Below are 18,073 nucleotides of genomic sequence, written 5' to 3' on the forward strand. Positions count from 1 at the left end.
ACATAAGACAATAAATCCGGTATTGTCAGGGAGCGACAGGGCTCCCTGACAAATATTCCGGCAAAACTATTAAGGTGATATGACAGAAGCATACAAAACAGCAGAATCGCTGATTGAATTTATTCACAAGAGCAGCAGTACCTTCCATGCCGTATCAACGATGGCAGAAAGGCTGAAATCAGCAGGATATGTGGAATTGGATCTAAGGGATAAGTGGAAGATTGAAAAGGGTGGTAACTATTTTGTCACACGAAATGGAACTGCTGTTTTTGCTTTTTCAGTTGGATTGGGTGATCCTGCACAGGATGGATTCAGAATTGTTGCAGCTCACAGTGACTCTCCCACTTTCAGGATTAAACCTGAGCCAGAAATTTTAACTGACAACTATTTTGTAAAGCTCAACACGGAAGTATATGGTGGTCCGATACTAATGACCTGGCTTGACAGACCACTTTCAATTGCTGGAAGAATCAGCCTGCGTAGTAAAAACCCACTCTGGCCTGACAACAGACTGCTGGACTTCCGTCGCCCGTTAGTTATTATTCCTTCGCTTGCAATCCACTTCAATAGAAGTGTAAATGACGGTGTGGAACTCAACCGTCAGAAGGACATGCTGCCACTTCTCGGAATTGGAAGAGAAGGCGGACTGGGAGTCGGAATGCTGAAGGAAATGATTGCAAGTGAGCTTAGTGTTGATGTATCAGATATCCTGGATTATGATCTGACCCTATATGAGTACAATAAGGGTTGCCTGATGGGCAGCAGGCAGGAGTTTATCTCCTCGCCCAAGCTTGACAATCTTGCAATGGCACATGCAGCCCTGGAAGGCCTGTTAAGCAGCAAGGCAGCTAAGGCAACCAGGATGATTGCTATTTTCGACAATGAGGAAGTTGGTAGCCTGACTAAGCAAGGTGCCGATTCTCCCCTTTTCAGGCATATCATAGAAAGGATTCTTATAATACTGGGACTTGACAATGAGGGTATACAGCGAAGTATCTATTCATCATTTATGGTTTCAGCTGATATGGCACACAGTGTTCACCCCAACTATGTCGAAAAGCAAGACCCAGTGTTGCATCCAAAGCTCAACAAGGGACCTGTTATCAAGATTACTGCAAATCAGAAATACACAAGTGATTCGGACAGTATCGCTGTCTTTGAGCAGATTTGCAAGCAAGCAGACGTTCCCTACCAGAAATTTGTCAACCGTTCCGACATTGCAGGTGGCTCTACCCTGGGTAATATAAGCACCGGACAGATTGATATCAGATGTGTTGACGTCGGTAATCCAATGCTGGCTATGCACTCGGTCAGGGAACTGGCAGGAACCGAAGACCAGGCATGGATGATAAAGGCATTGAAGACCTTTATGGAACTATAAAGATTTCATTCAAAACAGAGGGCTCAAGTCTTACAAGACATGAGCCCTTTCTCGTTATCTCCGGCCGGCAAATCCTGTCTGAGCAGTACTAAGCAACGCTCTCAGGGTTTTGTTATCGACCTGTATATCACATCCTGAATATCTGTCCGAATATTTAATGTGGATAGCTTTCTGTTGTATGAATCAGGGTGTATCCTGTTAGACAGAAAGATATAGATCAGGTTATACCGGGGATCCACCCAAACCATGGTTCCCGAAAAACCCTGATGGCCGTATGATTCAGCAGAAGCAAGTCGCGACACTGGAGTATCCTTTTTAGGATCCATCTCCGGTTTATCAAAGCCCAATCCCCTCCTGTTTCCAGGCTCATGTGCAGAAGTAAAGAAGTCCACCGTCCCTGCACCAAGATAGCGGTATCCGCCATACTCACCTTTATTAAGGTACATCTGCAAGAGCTTGGCAAGATCATTTGCATTGCCAAATAGTCCGGCATGTCCTGCCACCCCTCCCATCAGTGCAGCAGTCTGGTCGTGAACATAGCCCTGCAGAGTTTGCTTCCTGAAAGTCTGATCGTCCTCTGTTGGAGCAGCCATTACAGCAAAGCCATATTTCCAAGGATTAAACATCAGGGAAGCACTACCTATTTTACTGTAAAACAATTCACTGGCAGCATTTTCCATCGGCATTCCGCTAACATTCTCAATAATCCTCTTCAACAGAATAAAATTGAGGTCACTATACAGATAGATAGGCTTTCTTAGCTTGGAAGCAAGAACCAGATAGTACATCGAATCAACATAGTTGTGATTCAGATACACATTTTCAGCCACAGTGACAGAAAACAATGAGTCCTTTCTGTTGCTGATCAGGTAATCCTTATATACCAGGTTTTTGTTCATATACAGGTTGTTGTCAACCTTGTATGGATGGGTTGACGAACGTTTCTTGCTATACAGGTCTCCTTTTAGCATTGACTTATCAAGTATCTCTGTATGAAATGGAATAGAAGCCTGAAGTCCCGACTGGTGCAACAGAAGTTGTCTGACAGTTATATCCCTCTTATCTGTAGTATCTGCTTCAGGAAGGTAGGTGCTAATCGGATCATTAAGCGCCCACAATCCATCATCATAAGTACGCATTACAACAGGCATTGTCCCAGCAATCTTGGTTACAGAGGCCAGATCATAGATATCACTGTTTTTTACAAGTCTCTTCTTCTTATAATTGTGCCATCCGTAACTTCTATGTAAAACTACAACCCCGTTTCTTGCAACAAGAACCTGTGCACCTGGCGTTGCATTCTGCTTAATAGCCTTTTCAACAATCTTGTCAATCAATGCCAGGGTATCGCTACTCAGGCCAACCTCTTCAGGCAGGCCATACTTAAGTCTTGTAACATCACAATGTATTGCCATTGAGGCAAGATACCCATATACTTCACGAGGAGCTTTGGGTGATGTGGCAACGCCATTGAAAACGACCTGAGCCATTATTTCCCATACAAAAGGGTTAGCTGAAGGTGCCAGGACCATCCCATCCAGACCGGAAGGCCATGCAGAAAAAGGTAGATTCCCAGGATCTCCGGCCCATACAAGAACCAAAGATGTACCGGGATAATAAATCCGAATAGACTTTATCACCTCTTCAAGTGGCACACTCTGGTAATAAGAAGGATCGCTAAGCAGGAAGATTAAATCGTATCGAAAAGGATGTAGCAACATTGGTTGCTGCCTTATATAGTTATCAGCCATCCTTACAAAGTTATTGCCATGCAGCATTCCCTTTGTGTAATATCCAACCTTCATATCTAGCTGGGTAAAAGGAAATAGCTTTTTGTAGTGAGGCTGAAACAGACTTACTGAGGATTCATATACCCGCCTGAAAGTAAGCAACAGCTCCTTTTCAGATAGTTTAGGGCTGAAAAAATAATGTGTTTCAGTTGAGAGATACTTCATTATAAGTGCATTCCTGCAGGAATGCACTAGTATATCCTCATCCAGCCATCTGTCCCGGAATGCATTTAGTAAACGCTCATAATCCTTTGTATAATCATTGGTTATTAGCAGCTTACCATCTTCAAGAACCTGCCTGACTGACAGTGCAGCACCGGCGACCATGGAAATACCTTTCTCATCCCCCACCTGCGGAAGGTTTATTACCGGAAGGCTGGATGGCAGCAGACTGTTGATATGTGAAGGAACCAAACAGGCTTCAGCATAAAAGGCATTTAGGCTATATGCATCTGGTCTGAATGGAATCCATAGTGAGGACATAGCTAGCGCCCCTGGATGCTCATCTCCATTAGCCACATTGATTGATGGCAGTGGAACAATATCGCTCAGGAAGCAATTTACTCCACTTCTTGCAAATGTGTCGGCAAGCCAGCGTATCATCCCGTCGCGGCTCTCGGGGGAGCACACAAGCAGGGTCTTTTCATCCGGAAAAGGCATTGGCATTGAACCCATCTCAAAGCCTCCTCTTATATCTACAATAGCTCTTGTAAAGGATGAAGGCTTAATATCAAGATGTTCAATAGCTAAGGGATCAACAACTGTAAATCCCGGTTGTCCCAGCAGAATCAAGGCGAGTTTATCCTCCAACCTCAAGGTTGGGTATATAGAATCAGCCCATATACCAGCCTTCTCAATTGATGTATTCCCCACAATTGACGAAGCAGCCGGAAAATAAAAGGCAAACAACAAACAAAAACTCACTAAGATCCTGAAAATCATCACCACAAAAAATATTAGGGAAACAGCTAAATATCAAACAAAACATGCTGCTAAGCACTATCTGCGGGCATTCATGTATTACAAAAATAAGGTATATTGCTATGTGAGTTATCTAATACTTAGAAAATTCGTTTATTTTATCAGAGAGTCCTATGTATTATAAAAAATAAGCTTAATTTTGGATGCGAGATAACCCTCCATGCATTATGGCGCCAGAAGATGTTTGTTATCAGCATTGTTTCGTCAGCATTATTTAACCTTGACCTTACATGCTGAGTTTGATTATAGTGAGTTTTGAAATTGATTAAAACACAATTATGTCGGACAATTTAAGCAATGCGTTAAACCAAAACTGGGAGGATAAAACCATTCTGGTAGTAGAAGACGTCGATACGAACAAAATCTTTTTTGATGCAGCTTTGCGTAGAACCAAGGCCAAGATACTCTGGGCAAAAGACGGACAGGAAGCCATTGACATGTTCAGGGACAACAAGATTGACCTTGTTTTGATGGACCTTCAGCTTCCCGTTATGGACGGTTACACAGCTACACGTGAAATCAAGAAGATCAACCCCGATATTCCGGTAATTGCGCAGACTGCACACGTTATGTCAGGAGAGAGGGAAAAGTGCATGGAGGTGGGCTGTAATGATTATCTGGCTAAGCCTATACGCTTACAAATTTTAATAGAAACGCTTTCTAAATACCTTAACCAATAGGTAATCGGACAATTAGAAAATATTGAACTTAGACAAAAAAGGCTGACCATCAGGTCAGCCTTTTTTGTCTACAATATAGTGACTTCAGTTCTACGGTTTCGTGCCCTTCCTTCAGGAGTACTATTGTCAGCCACCGGCATTGAAAGGCCGAAGCCCTTATATTCAAGCCTCTTTGCATCAATTCCTCTGTTGACCAGGTGGTTATATACAGATTTAGCCCTATTTTCTGATAAGCGTTGGTTGTAAGCGGCATTTCCTTGATTATCAGTATGACCACCAATCAATATTCTTACCTCCGGATTATCTCTCAGGAAGGAATAAAGTCCTTCGAGTTCCACAAGCGACTCTTCCTTTAGTTCATAAGAATCCGTTTCAAAGAAGATATTCTCAAGAGTTGTCTTTGCACCCGTTCTGATTGGGTATAGACCAATATCAAGCTGATATGGTTTGAAAACGGAATACTCATTCTCAAGGTCAAAATGTCCAGAGTAAAACATATAGCCGGGATGCGCAGCTTTGAAGGCATATCGGCCTCCAAGAGGAAGACAGACAAGAAATTGTCCAGATTGGTTACTTCTAGACTCCACCACTGTCTTTCCATTCCCAAGATTCTTGAGCTCAAAATCTGCCGGAAGAGTCTCACCTGTTTCTATATCGAAGACCCGTCCTTTGACATAGGAAACTGGATCAGGTCTTATTGGTTCGGGCAATTCAAAGGTATAGATCACCTTGTTTTTTCGTCCTTCCATCATTCCGTCACTTGAGAAATATGCTCTGTCACCCCTGGCATTTACTATAAAGCCCATCTCATCACCCTGTGTGTTTATAGGATAACCTACATTAACCGGCATTTGCCATTCACCGTCACTATTTCTGCGACTGAAAAAGATATCCTGCTCTCCCATTCCTCCATGGCCGTCAGATGAAAAATACAAAGTCTTATTATCATGGTGAATAAATGGAGAATTCTCCTCTCCTGTAGTATTAATATTTGCGCCCAGATTAACCGGACTGCCAAATATGGGAATCCCTTCAGGATTATACTTCTCAATGGTAGCCATCCAAATATCCTTGTCTCCTCTGCCACCCGGTCTGTTGCTCACAAAATAGAGTGTCTTGCCATCGGATGAAAAAGAAGGCTGGCTTTCCCAATATGGAGTGTTGAGTGGCATACCCAGATTTACAGGAGCACTCCACCCGCTGCCGGTTTTCCGTGAAAAATATATATCACAACTCCCCCTTCCGTCAGACCTGCCGCAGGCTGTAAAAAACATCATATTACCATCAGCAGAAAGCGACTGAGCTCCCTCATTACCATCGGTATTTATATCCCCTTCAAGTGCAAAACGCCTGCTCCAGTTGCCATTATCATCCCTGTATGAATAAAAGAAGTCCTCCTGAAAGAAAAGTGCTGACTTTGGCAGTTCCTTTTCCATAAAGAGCTGCTCATCACGTGGCTTAAGCACAGTGATTATAAGCGTTTGTTCATCCGCAGTAACACTGGGCCAGTACTCGTCATAGTCCGGATGTAGCGGTTCACCAGCAGGTTCCAGGTTTATCTCATAGGCATTCTCAACTGCATGTGCTGCGAAGCGTGCCCGGTCCAACCATTTGTTAAGTTCTTCGGCATTCCTTTTATCACTATATTTCCACTTATATTTTTCGAGCCATTCAACAGCCTCCTTAAAGCGGCCTACCCTGACAGAAGCAACACCAATATTGTACATAGTAGCAGGGAAAAATAGGGAATCTATCTGGTATGCCTTCATAAGTGCATCAAGCTCCCGATTATAATCACCTGTAGAGTTGTATATATCACCAAGGACAAGGTAGGGTTCGATAAACTTATCATCCCTCCTGATAGCCTCATAAAGGGCATCAATTGCAGGAGTAAGTCTGCCATTACTGAAATGATCGATTGCAAGCTCATAACTCTTGATAGCTGCACGATTCTTCGTAGTCAGGTTTTTCTGGGCATCAGCAAACTGAGCCCCAAAAAGGAAGGCAAACGCCAGCAATTTCAACACCTTATTCATTTCACCCCCGTTTCATTATTACTACAAAGCAGACTCAATTATTTGTCGTGCATGATCCGACAATTCCTGCTGACTATCGATATAATCAGCAGTCTTTATTACCGGATGGATGACAATACCAGCCCTTCCAGGCATCAGATCTAGAAAGTCTCCGCTACATATTTTATAACTATCAACTATTGTCACCGGCAAAATGTCAAGTTCAAGGTCTCTTGCCAGTTTGAACGCTCCATTCTTAAATCTGTTCATCTCCTTACGACGGCTTCTGGTTCCTTCAGGGAAGATAACAACAGAAACACCATTTACAAGCTTTTTACGAGCCTCTTCCAGCGAGCGGGCTGCCTCACGAGGTGATGAGCGGTCTATAAAAATATGGCCAACCTTCTCGCATGCATAGCCGACAAAAGGAATGGTTCTAAGTTCCTTCTTCATTACCCACCTGAAATCAACAGGCATATTACCATACAGTAGAAAAATATCCCAGATACTCTGGTGGTTTGACACAATAACATAGGACTTCCCGGGCTCAATGTTTTCACGTCCTTTGATAAACACACTTACGGGTGTTATCCAACAAGTAACCCGCGCCCAGCAGGACCCTATAAAATTGCCCACTCTAGAAGAGAATATCATTGAAGTTGAGGCAGAAAGCAGTGCTGTCAGAAGGGTAATGACCAGCATCAGTGGAGCAAAGATTAGCCACTTATATGGCTGGTAAAGGATATATTTTGCAGTCATGGTTATAGCTCTTGATACAGGCAAAAATAGAAGTTCTTTGTAAAAGAACAGCCTAATAATAAAAAAAGGTCGCCCCGAGGCGACCTTTTATACTGATATACAAGGATTATGTTAGAACTTATAGCTTAGCCCAAATCCAAGAAGTTGCTTTGACTGCAGCTTGGTCCCCCTTTCGACAGGTATGTCATCAACAATCTCTGTTGTCTTTGTATCATGGTCATACAACAGTTGCAGTGAGAATACCGCAGTGAGGTAATCATTAATCTTCATGTTTAGACGACCTTCCCAATCCACATCAATATGGTCGGGATTATCGACAAGATTGGAGAATAGGTCCAGACGGGTAAAGAAGTCAACTCCCTTGATAATATTCTCCTTCTTGTACACAGACTTAAGAGAAGCACCAAACTCACTCCTCATCTTATCACCCGGATCCACACCATAAGCACCAGCATTTGACAATGAGTCATCAGCAACTATTGTGTGTTTGGAGGTCAGTGGTGAAATATAGAGTGAGAACTGATCATTAGGCTTGTAGTCCATACCAAGAGAAAACTGTAGGTAGGCAGGAGAAAGCAGTTCTGATATTACGACTGAGTTAGTTGGTGGATCCTGATAACCAGTAGTCATCTGCGTTTTGAAATCAAGCAAGGCTGTATAAAACCACTTATCACTTGCCTTATATCCGTATTTTGAGGTTAACAGTAGGCGGTCGTCTGTCTTGATAAGGTTGTCACTTCCCTGTTGTGATAAACCATAGCCTATGGTTAAGCTGTTATCCCACGCACTCTTGTTTTTTGCATAATTGGCGATGGTATTGAAGAGGAAGTTGCCCGATACCGAGTTACGTCCACCAGCTGCCCAATTATTGAGACTCACCTGAGAAAAGGTAAGAGATACATCCCCTCCAGTTTTCCAGTATTTCAGGGAATCTGCCTCATCCTGGGCATTCATGGCACTCAGGTTCAACATTCCAACACATAACAACCCAAAAAAGATTCTTGAATACATAGCTATTAGTTTAAGGCTACCGATTAACAGCCCTCTTACAGGCAGGTTTGCCAGACAAATATCTACAATGCGAGGATATAATTCCAGTGTTTTGTTGAAAAAGAACCGCAATTCAATTCATAAAATCCACCTGTTGTAAAAATTTCTGATCCTATTAGTCATATTGCTATACATTTGTGCAACCTTCAATATTTATTTGTGTCTTTTAATTAAAATCCACTAAGCTTGTCATCGGAGTATAAGGATATACACCAGCCCCTGGTCAGAAAGGCAATGAACGGAGATTCAAAGGCCTTGCATGAGCTGTACAAACTGTACAGCAGGGCGATGTACAATATTTGTTGCAGGATATTAAACAATGAAGCTGATGCCGAGGATATGTTACAGGAGATCTTTATTGAGGCGTTCAGCAAACTAAATAGTTTCCGTTTTGAATCAACCTTTGGAGCCTGGCTGAAGAGAATTACAGTCAACCGCTGTATTAACGAGCTCAGAAAAAGGAAGCTGGCGCTTGAGTATCAGGAAAACCTGCAAGAACCCAACCCCGAAGAATTAAAAGAACCCGATCAGGAAGATATTGAGCTGTCGGTTGAAAGAATCAGACATGCAATGGCGCTACTGCCTGATGGTTATAGAGTTATATTCTCCCTTTATATGCTTGAAGGCTATGACCATGAAGAAATAGCGTCAATACTCAATATCTCTGAATCAACTTCCAAAACCCAACTTATGAGAGCAAAGAAACGCATTATAGATATTCTTAATGTAGGAAAATATTAATACCGGCAACGGAAAGCCATGGAAAAGAAAGACAAACTTGCGGATTTCATGAGGGAGAACAGGGAACTGTTTGATGACAGAGCCCCATCTCCCGAGCTGTGGGATAATATCAGCCGACAGCTAAATACAGGGTCACGCAAACGCAGATCCCTGGCCGTTAACTGGCTGTCGGGGGCAGCTGCGGCTCTGGTATTGACCTTGCTTGTGCCTACCGTATGGTATTCTACAAACGATGGACTTCAGAGCTACGACACTAGCCTCAGTGCGGAAATTTTCGAGATAACAAATTATTATGAAACCCAGATAGAAGAGAAAATACAGCTCGTCTCAACTCTAAGTGCCAACGAGCCTTCCATACGCACCGAACTCGATGCGGACCTGGAAAGACTTGACCAGGTACTGGCCGAACTTAAAGAAGATTTAAAAGATGACGTCGCCAACAGGGAAGTAATATCTGCAATGATTCAGAATTATAGAATGAAACTGAGCATACTGGAACAGGTGCTGGAATATGTGGACAATAGTCAATACAATTCCGATCAGGAAAACGAGATAGATTATCAATTATAAGCGCAGCTATATGAAGCTTAAGGAAAAATTACCGGGATATGTTATGACCCGAACAGGCCAGAGCCTACATAGACTCGCGGTTGTATTCCCAGTTATTGTATGTTTGCTGATGATGGGCACCTCTGCAAGGGCTCAGGAGATAAGGGAAACACTAAGTACGACCTATCTCTTTCATACCCCTGCAGGAGTAACGCTCCATATTAACAACAAATACGGAGAGGTAAAAGTCAACACCTGGCAGAAGGATTCAGTAAAGGTTGAAGTCAGAAGAACCTTTATACATTCCAACCGCGACCAGATTGAAAAGCTGAAGAATGAGATAGATATAAGTCATTCTGTTGCATCAAACCTCATTAGGTTTGAGACAACCTTCCAGCAAAGCGGTAAACGTATTTTCAGGAATATACAGGAAGCCACCAATATGGTAGGGAATGAAAGGAACTCCCGCATCGAATACGCAGTTACTGTTCCAGCAAGAACCAACATCTCTATTGTTAACAAATATGGCGATGTAATCCTGCCAAACCTAAGTGGAAAAGTCTCTGTTGACCTATCCAATGGAAACCTGCAGGTACGTAAGTTAAGTGGGTCTGTCAATTTGGTTCTGGCATTCGGAGTAGCTATTATCGATGAACTGACAACAGCAAATCTGGATCTGAATTTTGTCGAACTATCGCTTAACAAGGCCAATAACCTTACAATAAGGGGTAATTCATCTACCATAGATATTCCGGAGATCAACACTTTGGAACTGGATTCAAGAAGGGATAAGATTAAAATCGGAAAGGTGGCAAGTATAAGCGGTACCACTTATTTCTCAAACATCAGAACTGAGCATGTCACCTCTTATGTCAATCTCACATTGACCTATGGAGAAATCAGCAAACTTAATCTGTCGTCACAGGTAACAGAATGTATTATAGTGGCCAGAACTTGTAATATTACCCTGGAAATTGACAGGCCTATGCCCTATTCAATATTGCTCAAACATCATAAGGGCAATTTAATGCTCCCTGAAACCATTAAAAAGTCAGATCAGAAGTTCTCAGATCCAGAACTCAGCCGCTATTATTTCAGAAATGACCTGTCTGAAAGTAAGCTGAAAATGAATATTAATGATGCCGATCTGAAAATAATCCATAAATAATGCAACCCGGAATTATGAAAACTGTCTTTAGTTTGAAAATGGTAATGATAAGATTATCAGCTTTTATTTTGATCATGTTGATTGGAGCTACCGGAATCAGGGCACAGGATTACAACCACGCATTCAAGGTTCAGACCTCCTTTGGTTGCGGACTGTCATACAAGATGATTGACTCAAATGAGAAGGGCTTTGAAGTATCGTTTATTAGAAGCGAAAGGATGACACAGGCATCAGTAATACGGATTCATCAGGAACCCGCATTTCCACGAGTGTCGGACAAGATGTTTTTACTGTACGGCTATGGAACTCATATAGCACACAGATCGTCCTACTTTCTATGGAATCCCTTCACTCCCGGTGATGGATACAAGGAGATAAGTCACGACTTCTTTGCTCCGGGCTTTGATGGGTATGTTGGACTTGAATACAGGTTTTTGAAGATTCCCTTTAACATAGTAGTGGATCTGAACTGCAACTTCGAATTCTTCAGACCCGGCTATTTTGGAATAAATTTCATCCCAACTGCGGGATTGGCATATGTGTTTAAAGACAAAAGAAATCATTAAAACCAGAAAATTATGAAAACACTAAAATTAACAGTTGCTGTTTTGCTGGCATCGGCCGTATCAGCATTTGGACAGACTGATTCAAATCCGCAAATGAAGACAGTTTTTGGTGATCCTGAAGTTTCTTCAATAGGTGGTTTCGGTGCTATCGGCTTTGGTTATACCGAAGTAGGCTCACAGGACGCTATTTTCTTTTCTGCCCAGGGTGCTGCTATTGTAAATCATAATATGGCAATTGGAGGTGGTGGTAAAGCCTTTATCTCAAGAGTTGCATATGACCAAAATCTGAACGATGATTTCAACTACGTTGGTGGTTATGCAGGCCTTATTGTACAACCTATTGTTGGCTGGAATCAACCTGTTCACGTTAGTTTCCCAGTTTTGATCGGTGGAGGAGGAATCGGCTATATTAAGCATTGGGGAGAATACGAAGATGATGACTATGAATTTGATGACGAAGACAGCTATGCATTTTTTGTAGTAGAACCAGGACTAGAGGTGGAATTCAACATGGTCAAGTGGATGCGTCTTGCAGCTACAGTCAGTTACCGCTACACTACCGATATCAAACTGAGATACAGACCTCTGGAAGGTCAGAATCCGTCACAAACTGCCTACATAGCACCAGACGATATGCTCCGTGGAATTAATGTCGGACTCGTTTTTAAGTTTGGTAGATTCTAGCATAAGTCAATCTTTACCAATGAAGTATCTGTATAGTTTGCTGCTATTATTGTGTTCAGGCATTGCCCTTTTCGGCTCCAATATTGAGCCGAAGCGAGATCCGGTAGTTAGTGGTTATGTAAAAGATGCCGAGACCGGAGAAACTCTTATCGGCGCTTCAGTATATTGTAAAGAGGAAGGTAAAGGTGCAGCATCCAATCTATACGGATTTTTCAGCATCTCACTTCCACCCGGGCAAAAGATTATCACTGTCAGTTTCATGGGATATAAGACCTATGAGAAGTCAATATCGCTTGAGTCAGACCTAAATCTGAATATTCTTCTTGAACCTGTATCTGCCCAACTTGAAGAGGTTAGCATTGTTGCCGATGGCACAAAAATAAACCTTGACGAGCCATTAACAGGGATGCAGAGGATCAACGCAACAATGATCAAAGAGGTCCCGGCCTTGATGGGGGAAATCGACCCTGTTAAAGTACTCCAGCTAATGCCCGGCATCTCGGCTGCCAGCGAAGGATCAAGCGGATTCAGTGTGCGTGGTGGAAATCCGGATCAGAATCTAATTGTCCTTGATGAAGCTATAGTATATAATGCTGGTCACCTTATGGGGTTCTTTTCGGTGTTTAACAATGATGCACTGAGAGATGTAAATATTTATAAAGGTGATATTCCGGCCCGCAGTGGAGGACGACTGGCTTCACTGCTTGATATCAGGATGAAGGATGGCAATAATGGAAAACTATCTGGGAAGGGTGGTATTGGAACAATATCATCCAGGCTGACTCTGGAAGGACCTGTGCTCTCGGAAAAGACTACCTTTTTGCTTGCCGGACGACGCACGTATGCGGATATATTTCTGCCATTTGCAAAAGAGGAACAGGTAAGGGATGCAGGTCTATATTTCTATGATTTAAATGCCAAAATCAGCCATACATTTAGTGATCACGACAGGATATATCTGAGTGCCTATGGTGGAAGGGATTACTTCAGAGCCTCAGACTCAGAATTGGCCTTTGGAAATCAGACGGCTACCTTGAGATGGAATCACCTGTTTTCTTCCCGTTTATTTGGTAACCTTAGTCTGATATATAGCAACTACAACTACAGCCTTGGATCTGAAGCCGGTGAGGCTGATGATTTTGAATGGAAATCCAGACTTCAAAACCTAGCATTTAAGGCCGATTTCAACTATTATCCCAATCCCAATCATTCAGTTAGCTTCGGAGTTCAAAGCATCACTCATTCGATACTACCTGCGCATGTAAAGGGAACCAATGAGAATACAGTATTTAACGAACTCAGGCTGCCCAAATCAAACGCAAGGGAACTTGGTATTTATGCAGAAAACCTCCATCAGGTGGGTGCTAGGTTGACTCTAAGGTACGGGTTAAGGGTCTCCGGCTTTCAAAATGTGGGCAAGGGAATCAGGCATTACTATGATGAAAACTACGAAGTGACTGGCAGCAAAGAATACAAAATGGGGGAAGTTTTCAACAGCTACTGGGGGCTTGAACCTCGCCTTGGAGCCTCATGGCTGTTTTATCCTCATAGTTCGGTCAAGGCTGCCTATACTAGAACCTTCCAATATATGCACCTTGCTTCAAATTCAAGATCCACTACCCCACTTGATGTCTGGTTTCCGTCCTCGCCCAATGTTAAGCCGCAGGTTTCGGATCAGATCTCTCTGGGTTTTTACAGACATGTATATAGCAACCAACTGGAAGCAGGTGTTGAGGTGTTTTACAAGGAGCTTCAAAACAGCATTGACTTTAAGGACTATGCGGAACTCTTGCTCAATGAGTATCTGGAAGGTGAACTAAGATTTGGAAGTGGAAGAGCATACGGACTTGAGTTTAGCGCCAATTTTGATATTGACGGATGGAATGGGTGGCTCAGCTATACCATAAGCCGGTCAACAAGAAAAATAGATGGAGTAAACAACAATAAACGCTATTTGTCACCCTATGACCACACCCATGATGTATCACTTGTAGTTACACGTAATATTAGTAAGAGACTGTCTGCATCAGCCAATTGGGTGTACTTCACAGGTGCTCCTGTAACATTTCCTGTCGGGCGCTTTGAAAGCGGAGGCAATATTATTCCGATTTACTCAGATAGAAATGCTGAGAGGATGCCTGCCTTCCACAGACTTGATCTGGCAGTTACCCTGCGCGACAAAAATAAAGAAAACCGACGCTTTAGTGGAGAATGGGTCCTGTCCCTCTATAATGCCTATGGCCGTAAGAATGCCTGGTCCATATCCTTTATTGAGGACGATGATGTTCCTGGGCGCACAAAGGCTATGAAGACATATCTGTTCAGTATAGTCCCCTCATTAACCTACAACTTCAAGTTTTGATCACAATGAAAAAAGCACAGATATTTTGCACATTTGCTTTAATGGCATTTGCACTGCTATCATGCGAAGAGGAGATTAATCTGCATCTTAAGACAAGTGCTACCCGTCTGGTGGTTGGTGGTATGATTACAAGTGACACTACACAGCATATCATTACACTTACCCAGTCAGCGCATTATTTCGACAGTACGCAGGTAAAGTACATCTCTGGTGCCCTTGTCGAAGTTGTGGTTGCCGATTCTACTGTGGTATTCACCGAATCAGATGAGCATCCTGGATGGTACCTGAGCCCTGAAGACTTCTATGGTGTACCTGGAAACGAGTACAGGCTCAGAATAACCAATGTTGGGCTGCCAGGTATTTCAACAGATGAAGAATTCACAGCCTCGTCAATAATGCCGGCCATTGCTCCAATAGACTCGGCCAGCATTGGCTATAGTCATGAATGGGATCTGTGGAAGATTGTAATATCGGCCCAGGATCCTGCTGACCAAAGAAACTATTATATGTTCAGCCTGCAACGTAACGGTCGTCAAATCACTAAAAGCCTAAAAGAAAAGACAATATTGGATGATAGACTATTTGACGGAAAATATGCCTCAGAAGTCTGGATTTTCGGACTTGACACTGAAGAATATGATTTCCAACCGAATGATACCTTAACAATGGAATGCTATAACATCACTAAGGAGTTTTATTACTATGTCTATGCTGTTCAGGTCGAAATGCAGGGCAGCAACCCACTATTCTCAGGATCGCCTGCCAACGTGCCAGGTAATATAAGCAATAATGCACTAGGATACTTCACAGCTTGTGGTGTAAGTAGGGTTGACTTTATCAATCCTTATAGAATTGAGGATTTTAAGTAAAGCAAATAGCAACAAAAAGGCGGCTGGTCCTCCGGGGAACCAGCCGCTTCATTGTCTATAACCCTAAACTATTAAAACCCGGAATTACATCCTATTCCTCGATAACATCATCTTCTTCACTTGAATATTTGTATTCAAGCTCTTTCTCGAAAGGAGTTCCATCCATCTTCTTAGAAGTAAAGAGAATCTTTACAATCTCCTGACCATCCACCTGTAGATGACTGATAGGGAAGCTTATAATGCCGCCATAGTTTCTGGTCTGATAATCACCATTTACATCATGATGGAAATCCAGAGTGATAAAACCCTCCTTTTTCTGGTTTTTATCATCATAAACAAGATCAAAGTAGTGAGTCTTGCTATCGCCAAAGAATGAAAACTCTACTGTGAGAAAATCATTTGCAGTTGACAGATACGAAATACTAACAGGATCATTTCCAATAGTATCCCTGAGAACGTCATCAGCTATTTTAATGTCCTTGGTAAGGATATTGTCAATGGCAGCAATCTTCACTTCATAATCATAGGCAATCTGCTCATCCTTTATCTCCTTTTCGACCACATACTGGATAAACACTCTTGTTCCATCCTTGATAGTGTAATTGTTGGGATAAGCTACAGGTTTCAGCAAATGCATACTGTCTGTCTGTATCATGAACTCTGATGCAGTGTTACCTTTAACTACACCCAGAGTATACCTGTAGTATACTGGATCTTCATCATCAAACTCACAGCTAACCACTAGAAAAGACAAAAGTCCTAACAGTAATAACAGATTCTTTCTCATAATTCAAATTTTTCGTTTTCAACACCAAAGTAACTCAATTTTCATTTAAGATGGAAGCTCCTTAAATAGGTTGCTTCCATATGAAAGTTTTTTTTGAGGGGGTGACAGCATAAAAACATAACTTTTTTGACCCTGCACCTATCTTTTATGGGGGTAATATGTATTTATCAGTATATTTTTTGATTTTTTAGCGAAATATTTTAGGGTATAAAAAATAATTCACCATATTTTTGTTACATCACCCCCGGATGAAAGGGGGGTGTTCCTAAAATTTCCTAATACCTAATTAACACTATCTAGTCATGAAAAAGTATGTGTTTATCTTTATCGGGCTGCTGTATTTCTCCGCTGGCAAGGCCCAAGGTTTCGATGTAGGAGTGGACTTCTACAACCGTTATGTATTCCGTGGAGTTGACTTCGGAAGTTCTCCCAGTATTCAGCCAACGCTGGCATTTAGTGCTGGTGGCTTTACAATTGGTGCCTGGGGAGCCTTTTCGACAGGAACTGGAATATATGACTCGTTCAACGAAGCAGACTTGTTTGCTTCATACGATTTCGACTTTGGCTTATCGCTACTTGCAACTTCCTACTATTATCCGGGCAGTTCGTGGTTTGAGCTTGAAGACGAAATATCCAGCCACGCAATTGAAGTAGGGGCTGCATACTCGGTAGGAGGTTTTTCTGCAAGTGCCTACTATATGCTTAATGATACCCGTTACGGAAGTGGATCACAAGGTGGTGACACTTACTTCGAACTTGGATACTCTATAAGTAATGTTGATTTATTCATTGGTGCCGGAGACGGATGGCACACTGTAAACAACAATTTCCAGGTAGTGAATATTGGTATCGCTGCAACTAAAGAGATTTCAATAACTGAAAAGTTTGCTATACCGGTTAAGGTTGCCTTTATTGTTAACCCCAATACAGAACAGGCACATATTGTAGCAGGATTTTCTTTGTAGAATAAAGGAACCCTTTAATTTTCAATTCCAATTCAACAGTTGACCGGCTGTCCCAACGGGGACAGCCGGTTTTTTATTTGAAAGTTCTCAGCAAACTGAATTAATCCAGTTCCATATATACAACTTCGATTTCAGCTACAACGGGGTAATAATTGTTGTCACCAAGATCGTAAGGCATGATAATGAAGCTTTTGCCATAAAGGCACATATGTCTTATAGCCAAATCCACCCCTCTGAATATCTCAGTATCAGAAGTAGACCACGCTCCAACACGATATGTGGCAGGAGATCCGATATCATAATTTGTATATCTGGGTGAAGTGGCAGGATTATCCACAGAGTCCCTAACAACATAGTAGTAATTGTACCTGATACCGACTGTTCTGCCGGGTAAAACTGAATCTTGAGATAGGCCCTTTTCAAGAATAAATCCTATCCATCCTTCATCTTCCCTTTTATCTATCATCCTGTCGGAAGTAGCAAAGGCACTATCTTTGAGTACAAGTTCTATATACTCCTCCCTCAACTGTTTTTCACCTGCAATCAGCTTAGAATAATCCACACCTTCATATGGATCGTCACATGATGGATACAACACAAAAGCCGAAGCCAGAAGGACAATTCCACAAAACTTGCAAATACTTTTTACCATCGTCATATTATTTATGAATCAATTTTCACAACTGCTATTGTCAAAGACGCAAAAATACTAATTATGCCAAAGCA

General features: G+C 42.2%; 16 protein-coding genes. 10 read left to right on the forward strand and 6 right to left on the reverse strand.

Translation table 11 applies throughout. The features are described from left to right. Window positions 1-79: 79 nt before the first annotated feature. On the forward strand, window positions 80-1,381 hold the full coding sequence (locus tag M9189_RS07300; RefSeq protein WP_250722030.1) for a M18 family aminopeptidase: 1,302 nt from the start codon (window positions 80-82) through the stop codon (window positions 1,379-1,381). A gap of 101 nt (window positions 1,382-1,482) precedes the next feature. On the opposite strand, the gene M9189_RS07305 is transcribed toward M9189_RS07300, so the two are convergent. After that, window positions 1,483-4,044: a serine hydrolase domain-containing protein gene (locus tag M9189_RS07305; RefSeq protein ID WP_250722031.1), complete on the reverse strand. Its 2,562-nt coding sequence runs from the start codon at window positions 4,042-4,044 to the stop codon at window positions 1,483-1,485. A 386-nt stretch (window positions 4,045-4,430) separates the two neighbouring features. Here M9189_RS07305 and M9189_RS07310 point away from each other — a divergent pair, with 386 nt between their 5' ends. Continuing rightward, window positions 4,431-4,832, forward strand: a complete 402-nt coding sequence (locus tag M9189_RS07310; protein ID WP_250722032.1) for a response regulator — start codon at window positions 4,431-4,433, stop codon at window positions 4,830-4,832. Between the two features lie 68 nt (window positions 4,833-4,900). Here M9189_RS07310 and M9189_RS07315 read toward each other — a convergent pair whose 3' ends face one another. The 3 genes from M9189_RS07315 to M9189_RS07325 form a co-directional block, all read right to left on the reverse strand. Then, complete coding sequence (locus M9189_RS07315) at window positions 4,901-6,868, reverse strand: OmpA family protein (protein WP_250722033.1); 1,968 nt, start codon at window positions 6,866-6,868, stop codon at window positions 4,901-4,903. A gap of 21 nt (window positions 6,869-6,889) precedes the next feature. Continuing rightward, window positions 6,890-7,606, reverse strand: a complete 717-nt coding sequence (locus M9189_RS07320; protein WP_250722034.1) for a lysophospholipid acyltransferase family protein — start codon at window positions 7,604-7,606, stop codon at window positions 6,890-6,892. Window positions 7,607-7,717: 111 nt separating this feature from the next. Continuing rightward, window positions 7,718-8,617 (reverse strand): DUF3078 domain-containing protein, encoded by a 900-nt coding sequence (locus M9189_RS07325; protein WP_250722035.1) that lies wholly within the window; start codon window positions 8,615-8,617, stop codon window positions 7,718-7,720. A gap of 225 nt (window positions 8,618-8,842) precedes the next feature. Between M9189_RS07325 and M9189_RS07330 the strand changes: the two genes are divergently transcribed. The 7 genes from M9189_RS07330 to M9189_RS07360 are packed head-to-tail and all read left to right on the forward strand — an operon-like array spanning window position 8,843 to window position 15,595. Beyond that, entirely contained in the window at window positions 8,843-9,397 is a 555-nt protein-coding gene (locus M9189_RS07330; RefSeq protein ID WP_250722036.1) for an RNA polymerase sigma factor, read from the forward strand. Between the two features lie 18 nt (window positions 9,398-9,415). After that, entirely contained in the window at window positions 9,416-9,967 is a 552-nt protein-coding gene (locus M9189_RS07335) for a hypothetical protein (protein WP_250722037.1), read from the forward strand. A 10-nt stretch (window positions 9,968-9,977) separates the two neighbouring features. Then, window positions 9,978-11,114 carry a hypothetical protein gene (locus M9189_RS07340; protein ID WP_250722038.1) on the forward strand — a complete coding sequence of 379 codons (1,137 nt, stop codon included), beginning with the start codon at window positions 9,978-9,980 and terminating at the stop codon, window positions 11,112-11,114. Window positions 11,115-11,158: 44 nt separating this feature from the next. Further along, entirely contained in the window at window positions 11,159-11,680 is a 522-nt protein-coding gene (locus M9189_RS07345) for a hypothetical protein (protein WP_250722039.1), read from the forward strand. A gap of 12 nt (window positions 11,681-11,692) precedes the next feature. Continuing rightward, a complete protein-coding gene (locus tag M9189_RS07350; RefSeq protein ID WP_250722040.1) occupies window positions 11,693-12,364 on the forward strand; it encodes a hypothetical protein in 672 nt (223 codons plus the stop codon). A 19-nt stretch (window positions 12,365-12,383) separates the two neighbouring features. After that, window positions 12,384-14,726: a TonB-dependent receptor gene (locus M9189_RS07355; RefSeq protein WP_250722041.1), complete on the forward strand. Its 2,343-nt coding sequence runs from the start codon at window positions 12,384-12,386 to the stop codon at window positions 14,724-14,726. Between the two features lie 5 nt (window positions 14,727-14,731). After that, complete coding sequence (locus M9189_RS07360) at window positions 14,732-15,595, forward strand: DUF4249 domain-containing protein (RefSeq protein ID WP_250722042.1); 864 nt, start codon at window positions 14,732-14,734, stop codon at window positions 15,593-15,595. Between the two features lie 91 nt (window positions 15,596-15,686). Here M9189_RS07360 and M9189_RS07365 read toward each other — a convergent pair whose 3' ends face one another. After that, complete coding sequence (locus M9189_RS07365) at window positions 15,687-16,382, reverse strand: NigD1/NigD2 family lipoprotein (protein WP_250722043.1); 696 nt, start codon at window positions 16,380-16,382, stop codon at window positions 15,687-15,689. A gap of 302 nt (window positions 16,383-16,684) precedes the next feature. Between M9189_RS07365 and M9189_RS07370 the strand changes: the two genes are divergently transcribed. Continuing rightward, window positions 16,685-17,347, forward strand: coding sequence for a TorF family putative porin (locus M9189_RS07370; protein WP_250722044.1), 663 nt, complete (start codon window positions 16,685-16,687; stop codon window positions 17,345-17,347). 100 nt (window positions 17,348-17,447) lie between these two features. On the opposite strand, the gene M9189_RS07375 is transcribed toward M9189_RS07370, so the two are convergent. Continuing rightward, on the reverse strand, window positions 17,448-17,999 hold the full coding sequence (locus M9189_RS07375) for a hypothetical protein (protein WP_250722045.1): 552 nt from the start codon (window positions 17,997-17,999) through the stop codon (window positions 17,448-17,450). Between the last annotated feature and the right edge of the window lie 74 nt (window positions 18,000-18,073).

The organism is Xiashengella succiniciproducens, from assembly GCF_023674465.1.
Classification (GTDB): Bacteria; Bacteroidota; Bacteroidia; order Bacteroidales; family Marinilabiliaceae; genus Geofilum; species Geofilum succiniciproducens.